The 26,013-nt window shown below is 63.9% G+C and carries 27 protein-coding genes and 4 tRNA genes; 22 read left to right on the forward strand and 9 right to left on the reverse strand.

Annotation, left to right across the window (positions count from 1 at the left end):
- The first annotated feature begins 157 nt into the window (after positions 1-157).
- Positions 158-361 (forward strand): cold-shock protein, encoded by a 204-nt coding sequence (locus G557_RS0109825; protein WP_028245887.1) that lies wholly within the window; start codon positions 158-160, stop codon positions 359-361.
- Between the two features lie 63 nt (positions 362-424).
- Here G557_RS0109825 and G557_RS0109830 read toward each other — a convergent pair whose 3' ends face one another.
- From G557_RS0109830 to G557_RS12990, 5 genes are all read right to left on the reverse strand, one after another.
- A complete protein-coding gene (locus G557_RS0109830) occupies positions 425-904 on the reverse strand; it encodes a MarR family winged helix-turn-helix transcriptional regulator (RefSeq protein ID WP_028245888.1) in 480 nt (159 codons plus the stop codon).
- A gap of 62 nt (positions 905-966) precedes the next feature.
- Positions 967-1,042, reverse strand: a tRNA-Phe gene (locus tag G557_RS0109835).
- A 96-nt stretch (positions 1,043-1,138) separates the two neighbouring features.
- Positions 1,139-1,212 (reverse strand) — tRNA-Asp (locus tag G557_RS0109840).
- A 29-nt stretch (positions 1,213-1,241) separates the two neighbouring features.
- Positions 1,242-1,314, reverse strand: a tRNA-Glu gene (locus tag G557_RS0109845).
- Positions 1,315-1,405: 91 nt separating this feature from the next.
- Positions 1,406-2,218, reverse strand: a complete 813-nt coding sequence (locus G557_RS12990) for a FadR/GntR family transcriptional regulator (protein WP_051224989.1) — start codon at positions 2,216-2,218, stop codon at positions 1,406-1,408.
- 180 nt (positions 2,219-2,398) lie between these two features.
- Between G557_RS12990 and G557_RS0109855 the strand changes: the two genes are divergently transcribed.
- A complete protein-coding gene (locus tag G557_RS0109855; protein WP_028245889.1) occupies positions 2,399-3,736 on the forward strand; it encodes a peptidoglycan DD-metalloendopeptidase family protein in 1,338 nt (445 codons plus the stop codon).
- Between the two features lie 66 nt (positions 3,737-3,802).
- On the opposite strand, the gene G557_RS0109860 is transcribed toward G557_RS0109855, so the two are convergent.
- On the reverse strand, positions 3,803-4,294 hold the full coding sequence (locus G557_RS0109860; RefSeq protein ID WP_028245890.1) for an inorganic diphosphatase: 492 nt from the start codon (positions 4,292-4,294) through the stop codon (positions 3,803-3,805).
- 126 nt (positions 4,295-4,420) lie between these two features.
- Between G557_RS0109860 and tilS the strand changes: the two genes are divergently transcribed.
- The 15 genes from tilS (at position 4,421) to G557_RS0109935 (ending at position 18,407) form a co-directional block, all read left to right on the forward strand.
- Positions 4,421-5,449 (forward strand): tRNA lysidine(34) synthetase TilS, encoded by a 1,029-nt coding sequence (tilS, locus tag G557_RS12995; RefSeq protein ID WP_245542799.1) that lies wholly within the window; start codon positions 4,421-4,423, stop codon positions 5,447-5,449.
- The gene (gene hpt / locus G557_RS0109870; protein WP_028245891.1) at positions 5,436-5,987 is read left to right on the forward strand and encodes a hypoxanthine phosphoribosyltransferase; all 552 of its coding nucleotides are present in this window, start codon (positions 5,436-5,438) and stop codon (positions 5,985-5,987) included. Before tilS ends, hpt begins: the two co-directional genes overlap by 14 nt.
- A 129-nt stretch (positions 5,988-6,116) precedes the next feature.
- Positions 6,117-8,108, forward strand: a complete 1,992-nt coding sequence (gene ftsH, locus G557_RS0109875) for an ATP-dependent zinc metalloprotease FtsH (RefSeq protein ID WP_028245892.1) — start codon at positions 6,117-6,119, stop codon at positions 8,106-8,108.
- Positions 8,109-8,678, forward strand: a complete 570-nt coding sequence (gene folE / locus G557_RS0109880) for a GTP cyclohydrolase I (protein ID WP_028245893.1) — start codon at positions 8,109-8,111, stop codon at positions 8,676-8,678.
- A 2-nt stretch (positions 8,679-8,680) separates the two neighbouring features.
- Entirely contained in the window at positions 8,681-9,526 is an 846-nt protein-coding gene (gene folP / locus G557_RS0109885; protein ID WP_028245894.1) for a dihydropteroate synthase, read from the forward strand.
- Entirely contained in the window at positions 9,519-9,926 is a 408-nt protein-coding gene (gene folB, locus G557_RS0109890) for a dihydroneopterin aldolase (RefSeq protein ID WP_036962446.1), read from the forward strand. Before folP ends, folB begins: the two co-directional genes overlap by 8 nt.
- Positions 9,919-10,422, forward strand: coding sequence for a 2-amino-4-hydroxy-6-hydroxymethyldihydropteridine diphosphokinase (gene folK, locus G557_RS0109895; protein ID WP_028245896.1), 504 nt, complete (start codon positions 9,919-9,921; stop codon positions 10,420-10,422). Before folB ends, folK begins: the two co-directional genes overlap by 8 nt.
- Positions 10,419-10,979, forward strand: coding sequence for a DUF3180 domain-containing protein (locus G557_RS13000; RefSeq protein WP_051224990.1), 561 nt, complete (start codon positions 10,419-10,421; stop codon positions 10,977-10,979). The genes folK and G557_RS13000 overlap by 4 nt, the downstream gene beginning before the upstream one ends.
- Positions 10,976-11,695 carry a DUF2520 domain-containing protein gene (locus tag G557_RS13005; protein ID WP_036962070.1) on the forward strand — a complete coding sequence of 240 codons (720 nt, stop codon included), beginning with the start codon at positions 10,976-10,978 and terminating at the stop codon, positions 11,693-11,695. The genes G557_RS13000 and G557_RS13005 overlap by 4 nt, the downstream gene beginning before the upstream one ends.
- Entirely contained in the window at positions 11,692-12,630 is a 939-nt protein-coding gene (gene panC / locus G557_RS13010; RefSeq protein ID WP_084627133.1) for a pantoate--beta-alanine ligase, read from the forward strand. Before G557_RS13005 ends, panC begins: the two co-directional genes overlap by 4 nt.
- A complete protein-coding gene (gene lysS / locus G557_RS0109915) occupies positions 12,627-14,171 on the forward strand; it encodes a lysine--tRNA ligase (RefSeq protein WP_028245897.1) in 1,545 nt (514 codons plus the stop codon). The genes panC and lysS overlap by 4 nt, the downstream gene beginning before the upstream one ends.
- Positions 14,172-14,176: 5 nt before the next feature.
- Positions 14,177-14,419: a hypothetical protein gene (locus G557_RS13015; protein ID WP_051224991.1), complete on the forward strand. Its 243-nt coding sequence runs from the start codon at positions 14,177-14,179 to the stop codon at positions 14,417-14,419.
- A gap of 248 nt (positions 14,420-14,667) precedes the next feature.
- A complete protein-coding gene (locus tag G557_RS0109925; RefSeq protein ID WP_028245898.1) occupies positions 14,668-17,169 on the forward strand; it encodes an ATP-dependent Clp protease ATP-binding subunit in 2,502 nt (833 codons plus the stop codon).
- 73 nt (positions 17,170-17,242) lie between these two features.
- Positions 17,243-17,743 (forward strand): amino-acid N-acetyltransferase, encoded by a 501-nt coding sequence (locus G557_RS0109930; RefSeq protein WP_036962072.1) that lies wholly within the window; start codon positions 17,243-17,245, stop codon positions 17,741-17,743.
- A 10-nt stretch (positions 17,744-17,753) separates the two neighbouring features.
- The gene (locus tag G557_RS0109935; protein ID WP_028245900.1) at positions 17,754-18,407 is read left to right on the forward strand and encodes a hypothetical protein; all 654 of its coding nucleotides are present in this window, start codon (positions 17,754-17,756) and stop codon (positions 18,405-18,407) included.
- A gap of 10 nt (positions 18,408-18,417) precedes the next feature.
- Here G557_RS0109935 and radA read toward each other — a convergent pair whose 3' ends face one another.
- Both radA and G557_RS0109945 read right to left on the reverse strand, forming a co-directional pair.
- Positions 18,418-19,791 (reverse strand): DNA repair protein RadA, encoded by a 1,374-nt coding sequence (radA, locus tag G557_RS13020; protein WP_036962078.1) that lies wholly within the window; start codon positions 19,789-19,791, stop codon positions 18,418-18,420.
- A gap of 59 nt (positions 19,792-19,850) precedes the next feature.
- The gene (locus G557_RS0109945; protein WP_028245901.1) at positions 19,851-20,762 is read right to left on the reverse strand and encodes a LysR family transcriptional regulator ArgP; all 912 of its coding nucleotides are present in this window, start codon (positions 20,760-20,762) and stop codon (positions 19,851-19,853) included.
- 108 nt (positions 20,763-20,870) lie between these two features.
- On the opposite strand from G557_RS0109945, the gene G557_RS0109950 reads away from it, so the two are divergent.
- The 3 genes from G557_RS0109950 to G557_RS0109960 all read left to right on the forward strand — a co-directional run bounded on the left by G557_RS0109950 (position 20,871) and on the right by G557_RS0109960 (position 22,464).
- Entirely contained in the window at positions 20,871-21,497 is a 627-nt protein-coding gene (locus G557_RS0109950; RefSeq protein ID WP_028245902.1) for a LysE/ArgO family amino acid transporter, read from the forward strand.
- Between the two features lie 59 nt (positions 21,498-21,556).
- A tRNA-Ser gene (locus G557_RS0109955) sits at positions 21,557-21,644 on the forward strand.
- A gap of 184 nt (positions 21,645-21,828) precedes the next feature.
- Entirely contained in the window at positions 21,829-22,464 is a 636-nt protein-coding gene (locus G557_RS0109960; protein ID WP_028245903.1) for a GNAT family N-acetyltransferase, read from the forward strand.
- Positions 22,465-22,473: 9 nt separating this feature from the next.
- On the opposite strand, the gene G557_RS0109965 is transcribed toward G557_RS0109960, so the two are convergent.
- Entirely contained in the window at positions 22,474-23,007 is a 534-nt protein-coding gene (locus G557_RS0109965; protein WP_036962459.1) for a TetR/AcrR family transcriptional regulator, read from the reverse strand.
- Between the two features lie 121 nt (positions 23,008-23,128).
- On the opposite strand from G557_RS0109965, the gene G557_RS13025 reads away from it, so the two are divergent.
- Positions 23,129-24,697 (forward strand): MFS transporter, encoded by a 1,569-nt coding sequence (locus tag G557_RS13025; protein ID WP_084627134.1) that lies wholly within the window; start codon positions 23,129-23,131, stop codon positions 24,695-24,697.
- 152 nt (positions 24,698-24,849) lie between these two features.
- A complete protein-coding gene (locus G557_RS0109975; protein WP_028245905.1) occupies positions 24,850-26,010 on the forward strand; it encodes an inorganic phosphate transporter in 1,161 nt (386 codons plus the stop codon).
- Positions 26,011-26,013: the final 3 nt, after the last annotated feature.

Raw genomic sequence — 26,013 nt, forward strand, 5'->3', positions numbered from 1 at the left:
TGAGCACTACGGTTTGTGTTTTTCGCCGTACCGTGTGCCTGGGTCTTTTCTCGGTCTCACAACGGCGGCAGAGTGATCTGCCGCTGAAGTGCAAAGCAACAACACCGCACAAGTCGCCTCGAAGGTCGAGGCGCATTTGCAAGAAAGATCACAACGCATGACTACCGGTACCGTGAAATGGTTCAACGCTGAAAAGGGCTACGGCTTCATCTCCCCCGACGAGGGCGGCGAAGACGTGTTCGCGCACCACAAGAACATCGTGGCGACGGGCTACCGCAAGCTCGATGAGAACCAGAAGGTCGAATTCGACATCGTTAAGGGCGACAAGGGCCTGCAGGCTGAGAACATCAAGGCTCTCTGACTCTTCGCACCACGCAAAAGACCCCGCCATGTGCGGGGTCTTTTGTTGTTCACGCTGATCGTTTCAGCGTCGCGCCTCAAGGCGGTTGTCGGGGTCGAGTGTGTTCAGCAGACGCTCTGTGATCGCGAACAGCTGATCGACCTGCTCGCTGCTGAGCTGGTCGATCACGTAGTGCCGCACATTGGCCACGTGACCAGGGGCAGACTCGACCACTTTCTGCCAGCCTTCTTCGGTCAGCCGGGCGATGGTGACGCGGCGATCGTCACTGCACGAGGTGCGCTCGACGTAGCCGCGCTTCTCGAGCCTTGAGACCACGTGTGAGAGCCTCGGGAGGGTGGCGTTGGTAGAAGCGGCCAGCTGGGTCATTCGCAGGGCGCGTTCGGGCGATTCTGAGAGCTTGGCCAGCACGAGGTATTCGAAGTGGGTCAGGCCGGCGTCTTTGATGAGCTGCGCGTCGAGTGCTCCAGGGAGCAGCTCAACAACCGCTTCGAGCCGCAGCCACGTCTTCAGCTGCTGGTCAGTGAGCCATCGAGTGTCGGACATGCCGCAATTGTAGCACTAATAGTTGCATGAACAATTGTTTTTTTGGGGGGGGCAGGCGGAAGTGGTGGCTCCGACGGGCGTCGATCCCGTGACCTCTCGATTTTCAGTCGAACGCTCTACCAACTGAGCTACAGAGCCGTGGATGCACAAGCACCCGGCGAGAAGACTGGCGAAATGCCTGTCGCCTCTTTCGACACAAGAGCCCTCCCAAGTGAGAGGGCCCTTGTCATCGAGCGACCCTGACGGGACTTGAACCCGCGACCTCCGCCGTGACAGGGCGGCGCGCTAACCAACTGCGCTACAGGGCCAGACTGCACTACGAGACTCTATCATCTCGTGACCCCAACGGGATTCGAACCCGTGTTACCGCCGTGAAAGGGCAGTGTCCTAGGCCACTAGACGATGGGGCCGCAACCGAGTTACAAGAACTCGGTCAGCAGTACCGACGACCTACTCTAAACGAAAACTCGCTCGATATGCAAAACGAGCGAAACTGAGTAGTCAGGAGTCGTCGTGTTCGACGCGAAAGACCCGCACTGCGTCGCGGTTTTCTGGGCGTTTGGTCGCGACACGCCGGTACGTGATCGTTGACTGTTCGGTGGGCTGCTCAAGTGTCGGGATGGCCGGCGCCGAGGCATGCTCATGCGGGGCACCTGCCACGATGATGAGGTCGCGGTCACCGTGATCGTTGGCGGCATGTACTGCCTCGACCAAGTCGTGCTTGACGATCGCCGCGTAGATACGTTCATGATCGGCAAGCTTCTCTTCGGGGGACGAAGACTGCACGCGGCCATCCCTAATGCCAGCCTTGACCGCGTGGGCGAGACCGTTGTAAAGCTCGGTGAGCAGGGGATTGCCGCTGGCCTCGACGAGCGCCAGGTGGAAAGGCCCTGGCGGCTCCATCACCTCGGCATCACGTTCGACGTCTGCGCGCTCTTGTTCAATGGCCTCGCGCAGCTGCTTGAGATGCTGGTCGCTGAGATCGAGTGCGGCTTTGCGTGCTGCCTCGATCTCAAGGGTGCGGCGGATGCTGAGGACGTCTTCGATGGCCTTCTCACCGAGGTAGTCGGTGAGCACCGCGCTGACGGGGCTGGTCGAACGCACGAAGGTGCCGCGCCCTGGTGCTGTCTCAAGAATGCCCAAACTCGCCAGAGAGCGCACTGCCTCTCGGATGGTGCTGCGCCCGACGTTCAGCGTTGCGCTGAGTTCGGGCTCAGTGGGGATCTTTGTGCCCACAGGCCATGTTCCGCTGGTGACGTTGTCTCGTAGCCAGGCGATGACCCGAGAGGCCCGCTTCGACCCTGTGGTGTGCATGTCGGCTCCTCGCTCGTTGCTGTCTATCCTAAGGAGCCAGTCAAATCGGGGCGAATCGTGCCGTCATGCCCACTTCTTGTCAGCTGTGAACTTGTCATAATCTGGGTGTGGTCGCGGGGCAGTCGTATGGTTACGTGTAGTCTTTCGGCGTTGTGGAGATTTTCGGAGGGTGACCTGGGCATGAGGATTCGCACACGTGGATGGCGGCTGTTCGGCAGTCTGACGCTTTCGGCGACCCTGGCGATCGGCGTTTCCGTGCTTACCCCTCCCACTCCGTCGTATGCGGCCTCTTACCCCTCTTGGGACGACATCAACAATGCCAAGCAGAATGAGTCGGCTAAGCAAGCTCAGATCACGCAGGTGCAGTCACTGATTGATGGTCTCAACAGCCAGTACGATGCCGCAGTGGCTGCGGTCGCCGCTGCGCAGAGCGATCTCGACCAGGCCCAGGCGGCCCTTGATGCTCAGCAGGCCGTCTACGACGACCTGCAGGTGCGACAGCTCAATGCGCAGGCGCAGGCTGACCAATCCAAAGCCGAAGCCGGAGCAGCCATCGCGCAGATGTATCGAAGTGGCGGTACGAACAACTCCAGCGTCAATATCTACCTCTCTGGTGATGAAGCCGACGAAGTGCTGTATCAGCTTGGAGTGATGGGGCGTGTTGGGGAGCGCAGCAGTCAGCTGTATGAGAGCGCCGTGACCGATGCCAACACAGCTTCGGCACTGCAGACTCAGGCACAGAGCGCGCTAGACCAGCTGACTGCGTTGGCTGACACTGCAGCGCAAAAGGCTCAGGCGACCCAAGAGGCACAGGCTGCCCTTGAAGACAACCTCGCCGAGCAGCAGAGTCACGCAGCAGAGCTCACTGCTCAGCTGTCATCGCTGCAAGGCGAGACTGCAGAGCTCCAGGCGCAACGTGCCGCCGGAATCAAAGCAGAGCAGGCGGCGCGTGCCGCGGCGGCTGCGGCAGAAGCTGCACGCAAAGAAGCCCTCGCGAATCAGCCCGGCGGTTCCTCGAGTGGTTCGTCTTCGGGCAGTTCGTCTTCGGGCAGCCCGTCAGCGACGACTCCGACCGCCCCGTCAAGCAGCGGCGTCGGCTTTCCGCTGCCGTATCTGAAAGCCTCCAGCGGCTACGGATTCCGCGTGCACCCGATCTACGGCACAGTGAAGTTCCACTATGGCACCGACTACTCGGTGCCGACAGGCACCGCGGCTCTGGCCATCGCCAACGGCACGGTCACCACTGTGGCCTTCCAGTCTGCGCGCGGCAACTACGTCGATGTTCGTTCAGTGGTCAACGGACAGACCATCTACGCGAGATATCAGCATCTGAGCGCCTTCAACGTCAGCGTTGGCCAGAGCGTCTCCAAAGGGCAGACCATTGCTTACACCGGCAGCACGGGCGCCTCAACAGGGCCGCATCTGCACTTTGAAATCCATATTGGCAGTATCAACTACGGCAATTACACCAGTGCTGGAACGAGCGTGAACCCGGTTTCCTGGCTCGCCAGCCACTGATCGCACGAGACACAAATCGGGCTCCGCCGTCAGACGGAGCCCGATTTACGTTCTTGCTGCGCAGGGTCAGTGCGACTGCTCTGCCTTGAGGCGGTCGAAGCCCTCTTGGACCTCGCGCTCGGCAGCCTCAGCGCCCTCCCAACCACCGAGGGTCACCTCTTTGCCCTTCTCGAGGTCTTTGTAGTGCGCAAAGAAGTGCTCGATGCGGTCTTTGAGCTCCTGGGGCACATCAGCGATGTCTTGGATGTGATCGAAGCGCGGGTCTTTGGGCACCGCGATGATCTTGGTGTCGATGCCAGCCTCGTCTTTCATGTTCAACAGGCCGACCGGGCGCACCTTGACGCCGACGCCCGGAAATACGGGGATCTCAGTCAGCACCAGCACGTCAACTGGGTCGCCGTCCTGGCCGAGAGTGTTCTCGAAGAAACCGTAGTCGGTCGGGTAGACGAAGTTCGTGAACAGCACGCGGTCGAGGTAGACGCGACCGGTCTCGTGATCGACCTCGTATTTATTGCGCGACCCGGCGGGGATCTCGATGACTGCGTCGTAGAACGCCATGTGATTGCTCCTTGTGGTTCGAATCGGGATTCGCTTGCGGTTGGCGGTGCAGTGGCAGGTGCCATGCCGTGGCCATCCGACCCGTTGCTATTAGATTAGTGCACGTGAGTCGACTGAACACCGCTGATGGCCGTGCCTGAACGCCGCCCGCGCCTCGATGCTGCAACTGGGAGCATCCGGCATCAAGTGCGCCTGTTGCTGCAGCAGCAGCACCCGACCGCTGTGCTCGTCGCGTTGAGCGGCGGCGCTGACTCGGTCGCCCTGACTGCCGCGGTCGCTCACGTGGCTCCGAAGCTCGGGGTGCGCTGGCATGCGGTGACGGTTGATCACCAACTGCAGCCTGGCAGCGCTGAAGTCGCCGAGCGGGCTCGCCGCACAGCCGCGCACCTGGGCGCCAGCACTGCAGCGGTGTTGCCTGTAGAGGTGGCTTCAGGTGGCAGCCTCGAAGAACAGGCGCGGGTGGCGCGTTACGCAGCTCTCGAGCGGCAGCGGCAACGCGTCGGAGCCGATCTCGTCTTGGTCGCCCACACGCTCGACGATCAGGCCGAGACCGTGCTCTTGGGCCTGGCCAGAGGGTCGGGAACACGTTCTTTGGCGGGAATGCGTCGTGTGTCGGGCACCGTGGCTCGGCCGTTACTGGGCGTGCGCAGGGAGCTGACCCGGGCATCCTGCCATGCGCAAGGCCTGCCAGTCTGGGACGACCCGCAGAACCTTGACCCGGCATTTCTGCGGGTGCGGCTGCGCCAGCATGTGTTGCCAATGCTCGAGCGCGAGCTGGGTGGTGGCGTCGCGGCGGCGCTGGCCCGTACCGCGGCTCAGGCTGCCGATGACGACGACCTGCTTTCGCAACTGGCCGGCGAAGCCTTGGAACGGGTGCGTGCTGACGATGGTGCACTCGACGTCGCAGCGCTGCAGGCCCTGCCGGCTGCACTGGCCACGCGGGTGATCAAGGATGCCGTCGGCGCGCGCTGCGGCCGTGGCCTGAGTGCTCGGCATGTCCACGAGGTGTATCGACTGGTGTGTGACTGGTGCGGCCAAGGCCCCATCGACGTGCCGGGCGGTCAGGTCAGGCGAGATCGCGGGCGACTGGTCATCGCGACTAAAGTGGGGAACACAACGCACGCGGAGGAGCACACCGAGCATGGAACTGTCTGATATCGCCGACGACCTGAAAGAGGTGCTGCTCACCCCTGAGCAGATCGACGAGCGCATTGCTGAGATGGCGCGCGAAATTGAGCGCGACTACGCAGGCAAAGACGTGCTGCTGGTGGGGGTGCTCAAAGGCGCGGTGATGGTGATGGCCGACCTGTCTCGCGAACTCAAGCTGCCGGTGAAGATGGACTGGATGGCCGTGTCATCGTACGGTTCGGGTACCAAATCGTCTGGCGTCGTGCGCATTCTGAAAGACCTCGACACTGATCTGCACGGCAAGCACGTGCTCATCGTCGAAGACGTCATCGACTCTGGGCTCACTTTGTCATGGCTGAAGCGCAACCTGCGCTCGCGTGGCACCGAGTCGATCGAGATCTGCGCGCTGCTGCGCAAGCCAGAGGCGCTCGCCGTCGAGATCGATGTGAAGTATGTCGGCTTCGACATTCCCGTCGACTTTGTGATCGGTTACGGACTTGACTTCGATGAGCGTTACCGCAACGTGAAGGGCGTGGGCATCTTAAAGCCCGAGGTCTACAGCTGATCTCAGAGCTCCTGCCAAGCGCATCGCTGCCCGCTCACAGCGAACACGCAGTAGGACGATGGCTCGCGTCAAGTAGCATGGGTGATCAGTACTTCTCAGGACGAAAGGGTGAGGCGCACGCCCGCATCTATGAACACTCTGAAACGCATCGCGAAGGGTCCCATCTTCTGGATCGTCGCCGCACTGGTCATCGTGCTGATCGGCATGAATATCGCATCGGCGTTCGGCGGCTACCAGAAGATCACCACCTCTGAGGGGCTCGATCTGCTCAAGCAGAATAAAGCCACCGAGGCGATCATCATGGACTCCGAGCAGCGGGTCGACCTCACACTCAGCGAAGGGTATGAGAATCACGGCACGCAGGTGCAGTTCTACTACTCGCAGGGGCGTGCTGCCGACGTGGTCAAGGCCGTCGACGACTCAAGCCTGAGCGACGGTTACGACGACACTGTCACTCAGCCCAACGTGTTCACCAACATGTTGGTAACGCTCATTCCGTTCCTGCTGATCGGCGTCGTGTTCTGGTTCCTGCTCTCACGTATGCAGGGCGCCGGCGGCGGCGGCGTGATGAACTTCGGCAAGTCGAAGGCCAAGATGGTCAGCAAAGACCACCCGCAGGTCACGTTCAAAGACGTCGCCGGTGTCGACGAGGCACTGGGCGAGCTTGAAGAGATCAAAGACTTTCTGCGCGAGCCAGAGAAATTCCGCGCCGTGGGCGCACGCATTCCCAAGGGTGTGCTGCTCTATGGCCCCCCTGGCACGGGTAAAACACTGCTGGCTCGTGCTGTGGCCGGCGAAGCCGGAGTGCCCTTTTTCTCGATCTCTGGCTCTGACTTCGTCGAGATGTTCGTGGGCGTTGGCGCCTCGCGCGTTCGCGACTTGTTCGAACAGGCCAAAGAAAACGCGCCGGCCATCATCTTCATCGACGAGATCGACGCCGTTGGTCGCCATCGCGGTGCCGGCATGGGCGGCGGTCACGATGAGCGCGAACAGACCTTGAACCAGCTGCTGGTCGAGATGGACGGCTTCGACCCCAATACGAATGTGATCCTGATCGCGGCCACCAACCGTCCCGACATCCTCGATCCGGCGCTGCTGCGCCCGGGGCGTTTCGACCGTCAGGTCGCCGTCGAGGCGCCCGATATGGAGGGGCGCAAGAAGATTCTCGAGGTGCACGCTGCCAATAAACCACTGGCGCCCGATGTCGACTTGGGCCTGGTTGCCAAGCGCACCCCCGGATTCACCGGTGCCGATCTGGCCAACGTGCTCAATGAGGCCGCCCTGCTGACAGCACGCTCCAATGCGCAGATCATCGACAACCGCGCGCTCGACGAAGCGATCGACCGCGTGATCGCCGGCCCGCAGAAGCGTTCGCGAGTCATGCGCGACCACGAGCGCCTGGTCACGGCCTATCACGAGGGCGGGCACGCATTGGTGGCAGCGTCGCTGAACCACACCGACCCAGTGACCAAGATCACGATCCTGCCGCGTGGGCGTGCCCTCGGCTACACCATGGTCATGCCCGCCGACGACAAGTACTCCGTGACTCGCAACGAACTGCTCGACCAGCTTTCTTACGCGATGGGCGGGCGAGTCGCTGAAGAGATCGTGTTCCACGATCCCACCAGCGGTGCCTCGAACGATATCGACAAGGCAACCTCGACGGCACGCAAGATGGTCACCGAATACGGCATGAGCGCGGCACTCGGCACGGTCAAGCTCGGTGAGTCAGACGGCGAGGTCTTCCTCGGCCGCAGCATGGGCTCCACCCGCGACTACTCTGACGGCGTTGCCGAGCAGATCGACGTCGAGGTGCGACAGCTGCTCGATAATGCCAACACCGAGGCTTGGGAGGCTCTCACCACCAACCGTGCCGTGCTCGACCGCTTGGCCACTGAGCTGCTCGAACACGAGACCCTCAACGAGCCAGAGCTCGAGCGAATCTTCGCCGATGTCAAAAAGCTGCCCGAGCGCAGCCAGTGGCTGTCGAACCCGGATCGTCCAGTCTCTGACCAGCCGCCGGTGCCGGTGCCGGCCAAGGTTGCCGCCGACCCCGAGATCGTCGAGACTGAGGCAGCCGAGCACTCGGCGCCTGCGAACGGCGACGACGAGAAGCACTAAATGATCGACCAGGCCGGAGTCGCCCGGGCAACCCGAGACTACCTTCGTGCGGTAGGGCTCGACCCTGATGATCCCGTGCTGCGAGAGACGCCACAACGGGTGGCTCAGGCCGCTGTCGAGCTGTTCGCCGGGGTGGGGGCCGCCCCCGAGTCTGTGTTTGCCACCACGCTTCCCGCGCCGTCAGGAGATCTGGTTGCGATGACGGGAATCCGCGTGCGGTCGGTCTGCGCTCATCATCTGCTGCCCGTCTATGGCACTGCCAGCATCGCCTACCTGCCAGGAGACCGCATCGCCGGGCTGGGAGCGCTGCCCAGACTGGTCGATCTGCTCGCTTCGCGACCGCAGCTGCAAGAGGGGCTCACCGCCGACTTGGCAGAGGCGCTGCAGCAGCATTTGGGCGCCCGCGGGGCTCTGGTGGTGTTGCGCACCCATCAAGACTGTGTGAGTGCCAGAGGTGCGCGGCAAGACGACGCACACACCGTGACCGTTGCAGCCCGGGGAGAACTCGACACCCCGGCGGGGCGCCAGCTGGCCCTGGCAGCGCTGCAGCTCGATGAGCGAGAGCGGTGATCATGGCCGATCTGTCTCTTCCGCTGGTCATGGGGGTACTCAACGTCACGCCCGATTCGTTCAGCGACGGCGGCCAGTGGCTGCAGCCGGATCGAGCGCTTGACCACGCTCGAACGTTGGTTGCCGAAGGCGCGGGCATCATCGACGTCGGCGGTGAGTCCACGCGGCCGGGCAGTATCCGAGTCGACGTGGCCACCGAACTCGACAGAGTGCTGCCCGTCGTCGAGCGCTTGGTTGCCGAGGGTATCGAGGTCAGCGTTGACACCATGAACGCCGAAACCGCGGTTCGTGTCGCGCAACTGGGCGTCCGATACATCAACGATGTCTCTGGCGGGCTGGCCGACCCCGATATGCTCGCGGCAGTCGCCAACACTGATGCGGTCTATATCTGCTCGCACTGGCGGGGGCTGCTGGCCGACGCGGATGCTGCAGCCACGTACCATGACGTCACCGAAGAAGTGCTCGCTGAGCTGTCTGCACGGCTCGACGCAGCGCGCTCAGCAGGCATTCCCGACGAGCGGCTCATCAGCGACCCGGGGCTCGGCTTCAGCAAACGCACTGACCACAACTGGCAGCTGCTGGCAAACCTCGATCGCTTTGTCGGGCTCGGGCTGCCGGTGCTGGTGGGAGCGAGCCGCAAGCGCTTCATCTCAGAGACCGTGCCGCAGGCGCTGCGCACCGGGCCCACGGCAGATGCCACACTGGCGAACCAAGCGCGTGATGCTGCCACGGCTGTGGTTGCTGCCATGCTCTTCGACCGCGGCATATGGGGGTGGCGAGTGCATAATGCGGCAGCCACCTCGGCTGCGCTCGCGGTCGCACATGAACTGAGGAGGCGTGGTGCCTGAGTCGAAGACGGGGTGCACGCTCGACGTAATTGCATTGCGCGGCATTCGGGCACGCGGCCGCCACGGCGTGTTCGAGGCAGAACAGCAGTTGGGGCAGACATTCATTGTGGATGTCGACCTGTACGTTGATCTGGCTCGAGCCGCAGCCACAGATGACTTGGCCTGTACCGTCGACTATGGCGCCGTCGCGCTGCGCGTGGTCGAGCGCATCACGGGTGCACCGGTGGCGCTCATCGAACGCTTGGCTGCGCTGATTGTCGACGATCTGCTGGTCATCGACGGGGTGCACGAGGTCACCGTCACCGTGCACAAACCGCAGGCCCCGATCACCGTGCCCTTTGATGACGTGAGCGTTCGTCTGCATCGCGCTCGTGAGTATCGAGGGGGCGCAGATGCCTGAACCAGTCGCTCGTCGTGCCGTCATCGCGCTGGGCAGCAACTTGGGACAACGGCATGAGACACTCGACTCGGCGGTTGCTGCGCTGAGCGAGCTTTCGCAGATCACGGTGCAGGCGGTTTCGCCCGTGCACGAGACCGTGGCCGTCTCGCTCGACGGCCCCGATCCGGAGCGTCCGCGTTTCGCCAATGCCGTCGCGGTGGTGACCACCACGTTGACTCCTGAGCAGCTGCTGGCACAGCTGCAGCGCACCGAGCGAGAGCACCACAGGGTGCGGCACGAGCGCTGGGGAGACCGCACCCTCGATCTCGACCTTATCGACTATGAAGGTGAGACTCGAGCATCCACCGCGCTGACCATCCCGCACCCGCGCGCGGCCGAACGCGCGTTCGTGTTGGAGCCTTGGGCCGATATCGAACCCGAGGCAGTGCTCGCAGGCACGCCGATTCGGCAGCTGCTCGAAAAGCTGCGAGCGCAATCCCCCGAGGAGACGCGATGAAACCGCTGAGGATCACTCGCCTGGCTCTGATCGCGGTGATTTTTGCGGGCTTCGGCTGGGCCGCCCAGACCAGTCTGTCGCGATTCGGCTGGCCGCAGATCGTGCCACCGTGGTCGCTTCCCGTGGTGCTCGTGCTGATCATCGTCATCGAGCTCGCGCTCGCTTGGCACGTACGATCACGGGTGCATCGCCGCGTAGAAGAGCGGCGTGAGCACGGCGAAGCACACACAGAACCAGTCGACCCCTTCTTTGCGCTGCGGGTGCTGCTGCTGGCCAAGGCCTGCGCAGTCACTGGAGCTGTGCTCGGCGGCCTGCTGATCGGGCTGCTGGTCTTTGCGCTGTTGCCGCCGGCGAGTCCGTCGACGGCGACGGTGCTGCCTTTGGCGGTGACTGCCGGGGTCAGCCTGTTGCTGGCCGTCGCCGGCTGGGTCGCTGAACGCTGGTGTCGACTGCCGCCCGACGACCCAACCTCGGGGTCTGAGTCGGGTACGTCGGGCACCGACCCATCGACCGCTGCCGCACGGCAGACGCTGCGTGCACGGGAGCACCGCTCATGAGCCAGTCTGGCAGCAGACTCGATGTCGGCGTTGTCGGCGCCGGACGGGTCGGCACCTGCTTGGCTCAGGCGCTCGCTGGTGCCGGGCATCATGTGGTCGCGGTCTCAACAGCCTCAGCCGATCACCGCGAGCGGGTAGAGGCGGCTCTGCCGGGGGTGGCGATCGTCGACGAAGCAAGCGTCATCTCGCAGGCCGACCTCGTGCTGTTGGCGATTCCTGGCGACCAAATTGCCGCATTCGTCGAAGGCAGCGCGGCCGCTGGCGTCTGGCATCCCGGGCAGATCGCTGTGCACACGGCGCCTGAGCTGGGGCACCGCGTGCTCGACCCGTTGGCCGCTCAAGGAGTCATCCCACTCGCGGTGAGCCCCACCATCGCCTTCAGCGGCACCAGCATCGACGTTCGACGGCTACGTGACGAGCCCATGATCGTGACCGCACCGCCAGCCGTGCTGCCAATCGCACACGCGCTCGTCATCGAGATGGGCGGCGATCCGATCGAGATCAGCGACGCCGATCGCCCGGTGTATGCTGAAGCGCGAGAGGTCGCGGGAGGCTTCTCGCGTGCCATCATCGATCAGGCAGCACGTCTGCTGCGTGAGATCGAGGTCGCCGACCCGGCCGCTGTGCTGCGGTCGGTCGTCACGACGAGCGTGGCTGACGCCCTGGACCGCTCTCGCTGGCCCGACGATCCGTTGAACCCGACGAACGAGAGATGAGCGACGTGCCTGCAGCCGAACAGTCCTCGACAACCCCGGTGACCACGCCATCCTCTGCGTCATCGCCAGTGCTCACCCATAGTGTTGCCGACGCGCGTGCCGCCGTACGGAGGCTGCGCGAGCGCGGTCTGAGCGTTGCGTTGGTGCCTACGATGGGCGCTTTGCACGCCGGCCACCTGTCATTGGTAGAACTCGCGCGTACTCAGGCCGATGTCGTGGTGGTCTCGATCTTCGTGAATCCCGTGCAATTCGGCCCAACAGAAGACCTCGCGGCGTATCCACGCACACTCGACGACGATGTTCGGCTGTTGGCCGGGTCGGCCGCCGTGGTTTTTGCGCCGAGCGCCGAAGAAATGTACCCCGACGGCTGGCCGCAGACGCTGGTGACACCCGGAGAGATCGCCACCCGATACGAGGGAGCTCTGCGCCCCGGACATTTCGCGGGTGTGCTGACCGTGATCAGCAAGCTCTTTCACATCGTGCAGCCCGACATCGCCGTGTTCGGTGAGAAAGACGCACAGCAGCTGGCGGTCGTGCGGCGCATGGTGGCCGATCTCGACGTGCCGGTGCGCATCGTCGGGGCACCGATTCGACGTGACACCGACGGCATTGCGCTGTCGAGCCGCAACCGCTACCTCTCGGAGAGTGAGCGTGCCACTGCGCTGTTTCTCTCGCGTGCAATCACAGCGGTGGCCGAGCAGGCTCGCGACGGTGTGTACCCGAGCGCCGCGCGCGCAGTGGGCATCAGCCTGCTCGAAGCTCAGGCAGGCATAGAGATCGACTACCTCGACATCGTTGACGAGAGCACGTTCACCGCAGTCGATGACGACTTCACCGGCGATGCCCGAGTCATCGTGGCCGCCCGAGTCGGCACCACGCGACTGATCGACAATACCCCCGCGCACTTCGGCGCAGGCACAGAGGAGACCGCATGAGCGACGCAACCGCAGAGCTGAGCGCCGAGCAGCAGCTCGCCGCCGACACCAACGAGCAGCGTGAGGTGCGGTTAGCTAAGCGCGACCGGCTGATCGCCGAGGGCGAGGCCTACCCAGTCAGCGTGCCGGTGACCACCACGATCGCCGCAGTGCGTGCCGCGCATCCTGACCTCGAGGCCGGTGCTGAGACCGATGACGAGGTCGGCATCGCCGGGCGCGTGGTGCATGTGCGCAACACCGGCAAACTCTGCTTCGCGGCCATTCAGGCGGGTGACGGCACCCGTATTCAGATTATGGTCAGCTTGGCCGCGGTGGGGGAGACTTCGCTCAAACGCTTCAAGGAGCTCGTCGACTTGGGCGACCACCTGTTCGTGCACGGGCGGGTCATCGCCTCGAAGCGCGGCGAACTCTCGGTATTCGTCGATCAGTGGCAGATCGCCTCGAAAGCCATTCGGCCACTGCCGAACCTGCACAGTGAACTCGGCGAAGAGTTTCGGGTGCGCAACCGCTACCTCGACCTGATCGCACGCCAACAGGCCCGACAGATGGTGATCACCCGGGCAGCGACCAACGCATCGCTGCGCAGCACCTTCGCCGCGCACGGCTTCACCGAAATCGAGACGCCGATGCTGCAGACCGTGCACGGCGGTGCCTCGGCGCGCCCGTTCACCACGCACTCCAATGCCTTCGACACCGAGTTGTTTCTGCGCATTGCGCCCGAGCTGTTTCTGAAGCGGGCACTCGTGGGCGGCATCGATCGTGTCTTCGAGATCAACCGCAACTTCCGCAACGAGGGCGCCGACTCGACGCATTCGCCTGAGTTCGCGATGCTCGAGGCCTATGAGGCCTACGGCGACTACAACTCGATCGCAGATCTCACACAGGAGCTGATTCAGAATGCTGCCCGCGCGGCCAGCCCTGATGGCTCGCAGACGGTGACTTGGGCCGACGGCACGCGCTACGACTTCTCTGGCCAGTGGGATCGCATCGACCTGTACGGCTCGCTCAATGAACAGCTGGCCGCCGCCTACACCGGCGAGGGGCAAGCCCCACAGATCACCGTCGAGACCCCGATCGACCAACTGCAGGCCCTGGCCGACGCTGTCGACCTGAAGCTCGACCCCAAGACCGCAACGCACGGCAAGTATGTCGAAGAGCTCTGGGAACACTACGTCAAGCCCGGGCTCGAGCGACCCACCTTCGTGATGGACTTCCCGCTCGACACTTCGCCGCTGACCCGTCAGCACCGCTCGAAACCCGGTGTGGTCGAAAAGTGGGACCTCTACGTGCGCGGGTTCGAGCTGGCCACCGGGTATTCCGAACTCGCCGATCCTGTCGTGCAGCGTCAGCGTTTCGTCGAGCAGTCACTATTGGCGGCCAAGGGCGACCCAGAGGCCATGCAGGTCGACGAGGAGTTTCTCGCCGCGATGGAATACGGCATGCCACCAGCTGGCGGCATGGGCATGGGCATCGACCGACTACTCATGGCACTGACCGGCCTGGGCATTCGCGAGACCGTACTGTTTCCGTTGGTGAAGTAGGCGACATGACCACGAACGAACTCATCATCGCCATCATCTGGGGGCTCACCCCAACCGTGCTGGTCGGCGTGATCTTCTACATCGTCTTTCGCGCGGTGCTGCACTCAGACCGCAACGAGCGCAAAGCCCAGGCTCGCATCGAAGCAGCCGAGCGCCAGCGCTTCGAGCGCAAGTACGGGGCTTCGCCCAAGCCAGCGCAGGATGCCCCCAACGGCGGCCCCTCGGCCGACGTCGACACCAAGGCCTGAGCTGGCGCGCCCGTGACCGCGTGCAGTGCCGAGCGCTGACCCCACGGCACTGTGCCGGCTGGAGTCGCCGTGTGCTTAGCCCACGGCACTGTGTTGGTTGGAGTCGCCGTGTGCTTAGCCCACGGCACTGTGTTGGTTGGAGTCGCCGTGTGCTTAGCCCACGGCGAACACAGGCATGTTCGCGCGGGGTTTCTGGTTGGATGATTCATAACCGGACTGCTCGCACCGGCGAGCCGTGAGGAGATGGCATGTTCGAACGTTTTACCGACCGCGCCCGTCGGGTGGTGGTGCTGGCCCAAGAAGAGGCCAAGATGCTCAACCACAACTACATCGGCTCGGAGCACCTACTGCTCGGGCTGCTGCACGAAGGCGAGGGCGTCGCGGCGAAGTCACTCGAGCAGGTCGGCGTCACACTCGATGACGCCCGCGAGCAGGTCGAAGACATCATCGGTGTGGGGCAGCAGCCGCCCACCGGGCACATTCCATTCACCCCGCGCGGCAAAAAAGTGCTCGAGCTCTCCTTCCGCGAGGCGCTGCAGCTGGGGCACAACTACGTCGGCACCGAGCACATTCTGCTCGGTCTCATCCGCGAGGGTGAGGGTGTTGCCGTGCAGGTGCTCGTCAAGCTCGGTGTCGACTTGGGGCAGCTGCGTCAGACCGTGGTGCAGCAGTTGGCCGGCTACCAGGGTGGTGGCAAAGACCCTCAGATGGCTGGCGTGGGCGCCGACGGGGCACCGCAGCAGCAGGGCTCGCAGGTGCTCGACCAGTTTGGCGAGAATCTCACCCAGAAGGCTCGCGACGGCAAGCTCGACCCGGTCATCGGGCGCGAGCGCGAAATTGAGCGCGTCATGCAGGTGCTCAGCCGTCGTACCAAGAACAACCCGGTGCTCATTGGCGACCCTGGTGTCGGCAAGACCTCCGTCGTTGAAGGTCTGGCGCAGGCCATCGTTGCCGGCGAGGTGCCCGAGACGCTGAAAGACAAGCAGCTCTACACCCTCGACCTGTCTGCCCTGATCGCCGGATCGCGCTACCGCGGCGATTTCGAAGAGCGCCTGCGCAAGGTGCTCAAAGAGATCAAGAACCGCGGCGACATCATCATCTTCATCGATGAGATCCACACGCTCGTCGGTGCCGGCGCCGCTGAGGGTGCAATCGACGCAGCCAGCATCCTGAAGCCCATGCTCGCTCGCGGCGAGCTGCAGACCATCGGCGCAACCACCACCGATGAATACCGCAAGTACTTCGAGAAGGACGCTGCACTCGAGCGTCGCTTCCAGTCGGTGCAGGTGCGCGAGCCGAGCTTGCAGCATTCGATCCAGATCCTCAAGGGTCTGCGTGAGCGCTACGAGAAGCACCACAAGGTCAAGATCACCGACGGCGCGATCGTCGCCGCAGTCAACCTGTCGGCTCGCTACATTCAAGATCGTCACCTACCTGACAAGGCAATCGACCTGATCGACGAGGCAGGCGCACGGCTGCGCCTGAGCGTGCTTTCAGCGCCGCCTCAGCTGCGTGAGTTCGACGAGAAGATCACCAGCGTGCGTGCGGCCAAAGAGCAGGCCATCGAAGATCAAGACTTCGAGAAGGCTGCCAGTCTGCGCGACGAGGAGAAGCAGTTGCTCGGTGAGCGGCTGAAATCTGAGAAAGAGTGGCGCAAGGGTGATACCGAGGTGCACGCCGAGGTCGATGAGGGTCTTATCGCCGAGGTGCTGGCACAGGCCACCGGTATTCCGGTGTTTAAGCTCACCGAAGAGGAGTCGTCGCGGCTGCTGTTCATGGAGGAAGAGCTCGGCCAGCGTGTCATCGGACAGCGCGAGGCCATCAAGGCTCTCTCGCGCAGCATCCGTCGCACCCGTGCCGGTCTGAAAGACCCGAAGCGGCCGAGCGGTTCGTTCATCTTCGCCGGCCCCACGGGTGTCGGTAAGACCGAGCTGGCCAAGGCGCTCGCCGAGTTCCTGTTCGACGACGAAGACGCACTGATCTCGCTCGATATGTCTGAATACGGCGAGAAGCACACCGTGTCGCGCCTGTTCGGTGCCCCTCCCGGCTTCGTCGGCTTCGAAGAGGGCGGTCAGCTCACCGAGAAGGTGCGTCGCAACCCCTTCAGCGTGGTGCTGTTCGACGAGATCGAGAAGGCTCATCCCGACATCTTCAACTCGCTGCTGCAGATCCTCGAAGAAGGGCGCCTGACCGACGGTCAGGGCCGGTCGGTAGACTTCAAGAACACCGTGATCATCATGACCACCAACCTGGGGTCGAAAGACATCGCCGGCGGCCCGGTGGGCTTCCAGATTGAGAACAACGCGACGGTCACCTACGACACCATGAAGGGCAAGGTCACTGAAGAGCTGAAGAAGCACTTCAAACCCGAGTTCCTCAACCGTGTCGATGACACCATCGTGTTCCCGGCGCTCAAGAAGGAAGAGCTGCTGCAGATCGTCGACCTGTTCATCGCTCGCCTCAACGATCGTCTGCTCGACCGTGACCTGACCGTCGAGGTGAGCCTGCCGGCCAAGGAGCGTCTGATCGACATCGGCTACGATCCGGCGCTCGGCGCCCGACCGTTGCGTCGCGCCATCTCAGTGCAGATCGAAGATCAGCTGTCAGAGCGCATTCTGCGGGGCGAGATCACTGCCGGTCAGAAGATCTCGATCGATCTCGATGACCAGTCGCAGTTCACGTTCGCGGTAGTTGACGGCGAAGGCCCCGAGCCTGAGCAGGGCAAGATCGCAGCCAGCCAAGTGCTGTGATCGCTGCAGATCTGTGAACAAGAGCCCCGACTCATTGAGTCGGGGCTCTTGTTGTCGCGGTAGGCTGGTGGCCATGCCACTGGTCATCCGCCCCGCCCGCACCCCCGACATTCGAGCGATCGCGGGGCTGATCGAGCCCTATGTTGCTGAGCGTGTGCTGCTCGGCAAAGAGCTCGTGGTGCTCTACGAAGCCACCCAAGAATTCGTCGTTGCCGAACTCGACGGCCGCATCGTCGGCGCCGGGGCGCTGCATGTGTTCTGGGAAGACTTGGGAGAAATCCGCACGCTGGTGGTCGATCGCACGTTGCAAGGCCACGGCGTGGGGCGCCACATCGTCGAACGGCTGGTCGAGCAGGCCGAGGGCCTTGGCATCTCTCGCCTATTCTGCCTGACCTTCGAAGTCGAGTTCTTCAAGCGCAATGGATTCAACGTGATGATCGACCCAGGAATCGACCCTGAAACCTACGTCGAACTGATCCGTTCGCCTGACGAAGGCGTGGCCGAGTTCCTCGAGCTGCAGCGGGTCAAACAGAACACTCTTGGCAACACGCGAATGATTCGACACCTCCGTTAAACTGTGGGGTATGAACACACCCCGCCGCAGGCACTCGCCGGCGATTTACCGTCGTCGACGCATCGCACTGCTGATTCTGCTGGTGCTGATCGCACTGGTCATCTGGGGCATCACCAGCTGCGTGACACGAGGCGACGACAGCGCATCCACCAATACCAACGCCACTGAAAGCGCAGCTGTGCCGACAGCCACAGCTGCCGCCTCGCCGAGTGCTTCGGCAGACGCTTCTGATAGTGACGATGCGACGAGTGATGACTCGCCAGACGCTGACGTCGCGACCTGTGCCGCCGGAGACCTGAGCGTTTCGGTGAAGACCAGTGCATCGACGTATTCGTTTTCTCAGCAGCCCCAGTTCGTGTACCAGGTGACCAATATCTCAAGCGTGGCCTGCAGTGCGAATGTCGGCACCACGCAGCAGCAGCTCGTGGTCGGCAGCGGGCAGGCGGAAATCTGGAAGCTGACCCCCTGTATCGCCAACCCTGCAGACGCCGTCGAGGTGCTGCAGCCTGACGAGCCGGTGAGCGGCACCGTGACTTGGGATCTTTCGTTCAACGACGGCACAGCGTGCACCAAGACTCGCCAGGCATCGACGGCAGGCACCTATTGGGTGCAGGCGTCGATCGGTTCGGTGTCTTCGTCGCAGTATGCCTTTGTGCTGCAGTAAGGGCGACAGCTTAGCGTTGTAACGCAGCGGAGAGTGCCTGGCGCAGGGTGTCGGCTGACTGATGATCGACTATTGACGAATAGCCGAGTCGGGTGGCCTCGGCGCTGCGCTGAGCTGCCTGCGTGCTGCGCCGCACCTGCCCGGCCAAGCTGATCTCGCCGAAGGCCGCAGTCTGCGGGCGCACGGCACGATTGAGCACCGCCGAGGCGATGGCCAAGGCGATGGCGAGGTCGGCGGCCGGGTCGCTCAGGCGCACCCCACCGACCGTTGACACATAGATTTCTTTGTCGCTGATGCGCAGCCCGGCACGGCGTTCGAGCACCGCGACCAACATGGCGACTCGCGAACCGTCGACCCCGTTGGTGACGCGCCGCGGTTGTGGGGCTGAGGTGTCGACGACCAGCGCCTGCACCTCGACGGGGAGTGCGCGGCGGCCCTCCATGGCGATCGTGACTGCAGTGCCCGGCACATCGGTTGCGCGGCTGAGAAACAGCCCGGATGGGTCGGGCACCTCATGGATGCCGTCACCGGTCATCTCGAAGCAGCCGACTTCGTCTACGGCGCCGAAGCGGTTTTTTTGTGCGCGCACGAAGCGCAGAGAGGTTTGGGAGTCGCCTTCGAACTGGCAGACCACGTCGACCAGATGCTCGAGCAGTCTGGGGCCCGCGATCGACCCGTCTTTGGTGACGTGGCCCACGAGCAGCAACGGGATGTTCCATTGTTTGGCCGCGCGGGTGAGCGCATGGGCCACGGCGCGCACTTGGGCAGTGCCGCCGGGGATGCCCTCGACGGTGGGGTCGGTGAGTGTCTGCACAGAGTCGATGATCACCAAAGAAGGTTCGGCGGCCTCGACCTGGGCGAGCGCAGAGAGCAGATCGGTCTCGGCAGCGAGCAACAGATGCTCGTGCAGTGCGCCAGTGCGCTCGGCGCGCAGTCGCACCTGCCCGGCCGACTCTTCGGCGGTGAGATAGAGCACGGTGCGCCCATCGGCGGCCCAGCGTGCAGCAACCTCAAGTAGCAGTGTGGACTTGCCCACCCCGGGTTCGCCGCTGAGCAAGATGGCCGCGCCCGGCACGATGCCCCCGCCGAGCACGCGGTCGAGCTCGCCGATGCCGGTGGGTACGTGTGTGGCGTCGTGGGTGGTGAGTTCGGTGACTGGGCGCGCGAGGCGGTCTTCGGGGAGGGCGGGGAGCACCCGTGCTGGCTCGGCGACCGTTGTGCCGTTCAGCCCGCGACGTGACCCGCCCGCGCTGACCAAGCCGGTGCGCGTGCCAACTTCGACGACGCTGCCCCAAGACTGGCACTCGGGGCAGCGCCCGACCCACTTGGTGCAGCGATAGCCGCACTCGGTGCAGTGATACGGAGCCGGGGTGTTTCGAGCCATGTCATCACTCTACGGGCGACCACCGACATGAACGACCCGCCATGCACAGGCTCGGTGGCTCAGGCCCGAAGATCATCTCCGAGCGGGCGCAGACGACGTGCTGCGACCTCGCGCACCACCTCGGTCACCGCATCGAGTGTGGGAGACGACAGCCTCCATCGTTGCCAGTGCAGTGTGACATCGACGAAACGTCCGGCATCCAGCGCGACCAGTGCATCCGGAGCGAAATCGGCAATTTGCTGCTCAGGCAACAGCCCCCAGCCGAGCCCGGCGGCGATAGCCTGCGCGAAATCGGCTGAGGAGGGAATGTAATGGCTCGGCGGGGGAGTGCGCCAGCCGAGCTTCTCACGCAGATAGTGGCGCTGCAGCATGTCGTCGCGATCAAAGTTGACCATCGGCGCGCGGCGATCGATCAGAAAACCCGCCTCTTGGCTCGACCAACGCGAGACCAGCGCCGGGGAGGCTACGGCTCGATAGCGCATCACACCGAGCGCGGTGCTGGTGCACCCCTGCACATTCGCCGGGTTTGAAGTGATGGCCGCCATCACCTCGCCACGCCGCAGCGATCGAGCACTGAGCTGCTCGTCTTCGCGTCGCACGTCGAACAGCGCGCCAGTGCGCTGTGTCGCCTCGCTCAGCGCCGGCACGAACCAGGTCGCCAAGCTGTCGCCGTTGACCGCCACTGGCAGCAGCGTCTCACCGGCGTCGCTGGTGCTGGTCAGTGCGGCTGTGGCATCTTGCGCCAGCAGCACCAGGGCGCGCGCGAAGCGCAGTGCCAGCAGCCCGGCGGCGGTGGGCGTGACCGGCTGTCCGCGTTCGACGAGCACGCTGCCGGTTGCCTCCTCGAGCGCGCGCACGCGCTGCGACACCGCTGAGGGGGTGATGTGCAGCACTCGGGCGGTCGCCTCGAAACTGCCCTCGTCAACGAGCGTGACCAGAGTCTGCGCCTGGTCGAGCTGGAAGGCGAACATGTCAGACTCCGTTCTCGGGCATCCTGCCGAACTGCTATGAAGTAATGCTTCATCAACATTAGAAACATTAGCTGTACTTTGCGTTGAGCGCATCGCACCATAGATCTCGTGCTCACTTCATCACTGCTGCTTTCGCTCGCCCTCGGCCTGACCACTGGGCTGTCGCTGATCGTTGCGATCGGCAGCCAGAACGCGTATCTGCTGCGTCTGGGCGTCACCTCGTCGCGGCGGATGATGCTGCCTGCTGTCACGGTCTGCGCGCTGTCAGACGCGGTGTTGATCAGTGCGGGCGTGCTCGGCGTGGGTGCGCTGATCGAGAGCGCACCCACGGTGATGTTCGTCGTCAGGATGGCCGGTGCGGCCTTCTTAGCCGGCTACGGTCTGTTCGCGCTGCGGCGCGTGGTGCATCCGGTTGCGCTGAGCGATGACGGTCAGCCGCCGGCGGCCAAGTCTCTGCTGTCGGTGCTGCTGACCGTGCTGGCGTTCACCTGGCTGAACCCCCATGTCTACATCGATAGCGTCGTGTTGCTGGGGGCCCTGGCGCATCAGCAGACGCATCCGCTGTGGTGGGCGGCTGGCGCGATTCTCGCGAGTTTCGTGTGGTTCGCAGCACTTGGATTCGGGGCACGTGCGCTGCGGCCGCTGCTGGCGCGCCCGCGTGCATGGCAGGTGCTCGACGCGGGTATTGCGGTGATCATGTTCGTGCTCGCGGCTCGGCTGCTGATCAGCGCCTGACTGCAGTTGCGGCCGCCTCGGTTTTCGTTTTGCGGGCGCTTTACGCTACACTCGACGACGGTGACGTGTCTGAGCGGCCGAAAGTGCATCACTCGAAATGATGTGTAGGGCAACCTACCGCGGGTTCAAATCCCGCCGTCACCGCCACGATCGAGGGCCCTGTTCCCCATATGTTTACTGGGGAGTGGGGCCTTCGTCGTTCTCGTTTGGCACCTGCGCCATCGCTTGCCACGGTGCGCGTTCGCTCGCCAGTGCAGGTGGCGCTGCTGACCAACGAGAACACGTGGTGACCAGCGAAGACGCACCCAGCACATGGGCGTACAGTAGTCGCATGAATGCCACCGTCCCCCGGCCGACCAGCTTGGTCGGCGCGCACATCAGACTCGACCCACTCACCGAAGACGACTTGCCGGCACTGTTTGCGGCGATCGGGCATCCTGAAATCTTCGCCAACGGCTACGGCGGAGGCTCGGCGAACTACCATGCCGACCTTGCCGGTTTCATCGACTGGGCTCATGGGTACTACCACTGGGCCGAGGGTCGCCCCTTCGCGGTGCGCTTGGTTGGTGGCCCCGACGACGGTCAACTTGTGGGCACCACGTCGCTGACCGAATTCGAGCCCAAGAAAGAGCGGCTGCACCTCGGCTGGACCGCCTATGACCCCCGCGTCTGGGGCACCGTGGTCAACCCTGAAGCGAAATTGCTGCTGCTCACGCATGCCTTCGACAGCGGTTTCGGGCGAGTAAAGATCCAGGCGGATGCTCGCAACGAGCGCTCGCGGCGGGCGATCCTCAAACTGGGAGCCACCTTCGAAGGCATCACGCGACGCGATCAGCTGCGGGCAGACGGCACATGGCGCGACGCCGCAGTGCACTCGATCATCATTGATGACTGGCCCGAGGTGCGCGAACGGCTGACGGAGCGTGTCGCTTCGTTCGGTGACGCTGCCGTGGTGCTCGACAAGTAGGGCTTCGGCCTACCCTCGGGGTGCTGCCAGCAGGGCTCGTACCGTCTGTTGTGCGGCCGCAAGGTCAGCCGACATGTCATGGTCGCGCAACGCTGAGCCGTAGTAGAGTCCGTCGCTGATCAGCAGAATCGTGCGGGCCAGCGCCTCGTCGGGCACGGTCTCTTCGATGAGGGCGAGCCAGAGCTGATCGGCCTGAGCCAGCGAATCGCGTGCCGCAGCGCTGCCCTGAGCCAGTCGCACCGCAGCGATCAGCGCTTGATCGAGTGGCGACCCCTGGCTGACCGAGGTGCGCAGCAACTCGTCGATCGGCTGCGACGATGACTGCCGAATCGACTCGGCATCAGCTGCAGTGAGCTCGACAAAGCGGGCCAAGAATGCCTCGAGCAGATGCTGTTTCGAGGGAAAGTGATACAGCAGCCCGCCCTTCGACACCTTCGCGCGGGCGGCGGCGGCCTCGAGTGTTGCCAGGCGCTCGCCCCCTTCGATCACCAGTTCGGTGTAAGCATCAAGGATGCGGCTGCGCGTGTCGTTGCTGGAACTCATCAACCCCATAGTGCCTGTCTCTTCTGGTGCACGGCAACCTGCCGCGGCTTTGGCTCTCGCTAACTATACCGTCCGTACGGTACAGTAGCAGTGTCGTTCGAATGTAGAAGGAGTGTGCGACATGACGCTGAGCCGAAAGCTCAGGGAGCCACAGGAGCGCAGCGCATCGTTTGCGCCGCAGTCGCAGCATGGCGAATCATCCAGCGCGGCCCGGGCGGGTGCGCGTCAGTGGGCGGGGCTGGCAGCACTCATGCTGCCGGTGCTGCTCGTCTCGATCGACAACACCGTGCTCTCGCTCGCGTTGCCGAGTATCGCCGAAGCGCTGCAGCCGAGCGCCACCGGGCAACTGTGGATCGTCGACGTGTATTCATTGGTGCTCGCCGGTCTGCTGGTGACCATGGGGAGCCTCGGCGATCGCTTCGGGCGTCGTCGTCTGCTCATGATCGGCAGCACCGGTTTTGTGCTGGCCTCAGTGGCCAGCGCCTTCGCCGTGAGCGCCGAGCAGCTGATTGCGCTGCGTGCGGTCACCGGCGTGTTCGGTGCGATGCTGATGCCGTCAACACTGGCTTTGATTCGCGGGATGTTCCCGGCCGATGCCCAGCGTCGGCTTGCGATCGCGATTTGGGCGGCGTGTTTCTCAGCGGGTGCCGCAGCTGGGCCACTGGTGGGCGGGGCTGTGCTCGAGCACTTCGCTTGGCCGGCAGTCTTTCTGATCGCAGTGCCACTGCTGTTGCCCACGCTGATTGCCGTGCCGCTGCTGGTCGAGGAGTCGAAAGACCCGGCGCCGGGGCCGCTTGACCTGCTCGGTGCGGTGGCGTCGATCATCGCATTGGGCGGTGCGGTTTGGGTGATCAAAGATCTCACGGCACACGGGCTGCGCACTGTGGCAGTGGGCATCGGGCTGACCTCGATCGTGCTCGGTGTCTGGTTCGTGCGGCGGCAGCTGCGCAGTACGGCTCCGCTGCTCGACATGCAGCTGTTCCGCAACCCCCGCTTCAGTGCTTCGATCACCGTGAACCTGATGAGCGTGGTGGCCCTGACCGGTTTTCTCTACTTCGTCTCGCAGCATCTGCAGTTGGTATTGCACCTGCAGCCGCTGGAAGCCGGCCTCACGCTGTTGCCCGGCTTGGTGCTCATGATCATCGCCGGTCTGTTCGTGGTGCCGGCAAGGCGGCGCTGGCATCCTGCGCTGATCATCACGGTGTCGCTGCTCATCTCAGCTTCGGCCTACGCACTGGTGGCGGTGACGGCCGCCGATGCCTCGCGCACGACGGTCATGGTGGCCTTCGCCCTGCTCGGAATTGGCATTGGTCAGGCAGAGACGCTCTCGAATGACTTAGTGCTTGCGGCTGCTCCGCCGGCCCGAGCGGGGGCCGCTTCTGCGGTCTCTGAGACGGCCTACGAGGTGGGCGCCGTGCTGGGCACTACGCTGCTGGGCGGGCTGCTCACGGCGCACTATCGTGCGTCGCTGCAGCTGCCCTCGGGCATTCCCGAAGCGCTCGAAGCGCAGGCCCGCGAGACGCTCGCCGGCGCCGAACGTGCCGCCGAAATGCTGCCGCAGAATGTGGCGGTGCAACTGTCACAAGCAGCCGAACAGGCGTTCAGCGGTGGTGTGGTGCTCACTGCGGGAGTTGGGGCTGTGCTGATGTGCGTGGCGGCTTGGGTGGCCTGGCGATTCCTGCGCCGATAAGCGTTGTGCCCGACACGCCGAAGCAGGCTGTCGGCACAGCTGCTGTTTGCCGAGAATTTACTTTCGAGGGGCAGAATAGAATCAGAGCAGGGGAACATCGAGCCCGAACCCAGAGTTGGCTGGAGTCCTCCCTCTGAGAGGAAAAGCGCAGTATGGAAGTGACCACGCTGGTCATCGTGTTGCTCGTGATTGCCACTGCTCTCACGTTCGACTTCACTAATGGCTTCCACGACACTGCGAACGCCATGGCCACGTCGATTGCCACAGGTGCGCTCAAACCGCGCACTGCGGTTATCTGGGCGGGCATCCTCAACCTCGTCGGCGCATTCCTCTCGACTGAGGTGGCCAAAACCATCTCGGGCGGCATCATCAACGAGAGTGACCCGTCGGTATCGATCGGCCCCGAAGTCATTCTCGCCGGCTTGGTCGGCGCAATCGTCTGGAACCTGCTGACCTGGCTCGTCGGGCTGCCCTCGAGTTCGTCGCACGCCCTGTTCGGCGGGCTCATCGGAGCGGTCATCGTCGCCGCTGGCGTGCATGGCGTCAACTTCGCCAATGTTGCCTCCAAAGTGCTGCTGCCTGCGGTCATCTCGCCAGTCGTTGCGGGGCTGGCTGCCTGGTGTGCAGTCAAAGTTGCGCTGTTCATCGTGCGCAAAGTGGACGAGCATCGAGTAGAGACCGAGTTTCGCCACGGACAGACCATCACCGCGCTGCTGGTGGCTCTGTCGCACGGCACCAATGATGCTCAGAAGACCATGGGCATCATCACCCTCACACTGATCACCGCCAACCTGCAAGACGCTGGCACTGGCCCGCATCTGTGGGTGGTCGCCGCCTGCGGCTTCGCGATCGCGGCTGGCACCTACTCGGGAGGGTGGCGCGTGATTCGCACCTTGGGCAAAGGCCTCACCGAGATCACCACGCCACAGGGGTTCGCCGCCGAGGCCAGCTCGGCAACCACGATTCTCGTTTCGTCGCATCTGGGGTTCGCCCTCTCGACGACCCAGGTGTGCTCTGGCTCGATCATCGGGGCCGGGCTGGGCCGCCGCGGTGCTGTGGTCAACTGGGCAGTGGCCGGCAAGATGGGCATCGCCTGGCTGGTCACCCTCCCGGCTGCCGCACTGGTCGGCGCAGCAGCTGCCGCACTGGCGCTCACTGGCTTCGGCGGTGTGATCGCCGTGGTCGTCATCGCTATCGGAGTGATCTGGGGCATCGTGCGCCTGTCGAAGCGCAACCCGGTGACCGCCAACAACGTCAATCATGTGCAGCAGCAGACTCCGGCGCCGGTGCCGGTGCCGGCTGAGGCCGCCTGAACA

Origin of the sequence: Pseudoclavibacter soli DSM 23366, from assembly GCF_000423505.1 — a bacterium.
In the GTDB taxonomy this organism is placed as follows: Bacteria; Actinomycetota; Actinomycetes; order Actinomycetales; family Microbacteriaceae; genus Pseudoclavibacter_A; species Pseudoclavibacter_A soli.

Excerpts from the sequence above, each read along its gene's own strand:
- folP (WP_028245894.1), top strand. The coding sequence starts at position 8,681 with ATGGCCGATCTGTCTCTTCCGCTGGTCATGGGGGTACTCAACGTCACG.
- radA (WP_036962078.1), bottom strand. The coding sequence starts at position 19,791 with ATGGCTCGAAACACCCCGGCTCCGTATCACTGCACCGAGTGCGGCTAT.
- G557_RS0109960 (WP_028245903.1), top strand. The coding sequence starts at position 21,829 with ATGAATGCCACCGTCCCCCGGCCGACCAGCTTGGTCGGCGCGCACATC.
- G557_RS13025 (WP_084627134.1), top strand. The coding sequence starts at position 23,129 with ATGACGCTGAGCCGAAAGCTCAGGGAGCCACAGGAGCGCAGCGCATCG.
- lysS (WP_028245897.1), top strand. The coding sequence starts at position 12,627 with ATGAGCGACGCAACCGCAGAGCTGAGCGCCGAGCAGCAGCTCGCCGCC.
- G557_RS13015 (WP_051224991.1), top strand. The coding sequence starts at position 14,177 with ATGACCACGAACGAACTCATCATCGCCATCATCTGGGGGCTCACCCCA.
- G557_RS0109825 (WP_028245887.1), top strand. The coding sequence starts at position 158 with ATGACTACCGGTACCGTGAAATGGTTCAACGCTGAAAAGGGCTACGGC.
- G557_RS0109925 (WP_028245898.1), top strand. The coding sequence starts at position 14,668 with ATGTTCGAACGTTTTACCGACCGCGCCCGTCGGGTGGTGGTGCTGGCC.
- ftsH (WP_028245892.1), top strand. The coding sequence starts at position 6,117 with ATGAACACTCTGAAACGCATCGCGAAGGGTCCCATCTTCTGGATCGTC.
- G557_RS0109945 (WP_028245901.1), bottom strand. The coding sequence starts at position 20,762 with ATGTTCGCCTTCCAGCTCGACCAGGCGCAGACTCTGGTCACGCTCGTT.
- panC (WP_084627133.1), top strand. The coding sequence starts at position 11,692 with ATGAGCGACGTGCCTGCAGCCGAACAGTCCTCGACAACCCCGGTGACC.
- G557_RS0109860 (WP_028245890.1), bottom strand. The coding sequence starts at position 4,294 with ATGGCGTTCTACGACGCAGTCATCGAGATCCCCGCCGGGTCGCGCAAT.
- G557_RS12990 (WP_051224989.1), bottom strand. The coding sequence starts at position 2,218 with ATGCACACCACAGGGTCGAAGCGGGCCTCTCGGGTCATCGCCTGGCTA.
- G557_RS0109965 (WP_036962459.1), bottom strand. The coding sequence starts at position 23,007 with ATGAGTTCCAGCAACGACACGCGCAGCCGCATCCTTGATGCTTACACC.
- G557_RS13000 (WP_051224990.1), top strand. The coding sequence starts at position 10,419 with ATGAAACCGCTGAGGATCACTCGCCTGGCTCTGATCGCGGTGATTTTT.
- G557_RS0109830 (WP_028245888.1), bottom strand. The coding sequence starts at position 904 with ATGTCCGACACTCGATGGCTCACTGACCAGCAGCTGAAGACGTGGCTG.
- G557_RS0109975 (WP_028245905.1), top strand. The coding sequence starts at position 24,850 with ATGGAAGTGACCACGCTGGTCATCGTGTTGCTCGTGATTGCCACTGCT.
- G557_RS13005 (WP_036962070.1), top strand. The coding sequence starts at position 10,976 with ATGAGCCAGTCTGGCAGCAGACTCGATGTCGGCGTTGTCGGCGCCGGA.
- tilS (WP_245542799.1), top strand. The coding sequence starts at position 4,421 with ATGGCCGTGCCTGAACGCCGCCCGCGCCTCGATGCTGCAACTGGGAGC.
- G557_RS0109935 (WP_028245900.1), top strand. The coding sequence starts at position 17,754 with ATGAACACACCCCGCCGCAGGCACTCGCCGGCGATTTACCGTCGTCGA.
- G557_RS0109855 (WP_028245889.1), top strand. The coding sequence starts at position 2,399 with ATGAGGATTCGCACACGTGGATGGCGGCTGTTCGGCAGTCTGACGCTT.
- folE (WP_028245893.1), top strand. The coding sequence starts at position 8,109 with ATGATCGACCAGGCCGGAGTCGCCCGGGCAACCCGAGACTACCTTCGT.
- hpt (WP_028245891.1), top strand. The coding sequence starts at position 5,436 with ATGGAACTGTCTGATATCGCCGACGACCTGAAAGAGGTGCTGCTCACC.
- folK (WP_028245896.1), top strand. The coding sequence starts at position 9,919 with ATGCCTGAACCAGTCGCTCGTCGTGCCGTCATCGCGCTGGGCAGCAAC.
- G557_RS0109930 (WP_036962072.1), top strand. The coding sequence starts at position 17,243 with ATGCCACTGGTCATCCGCCCCGCCCGCACCCCCGACATTCGAGCGATC.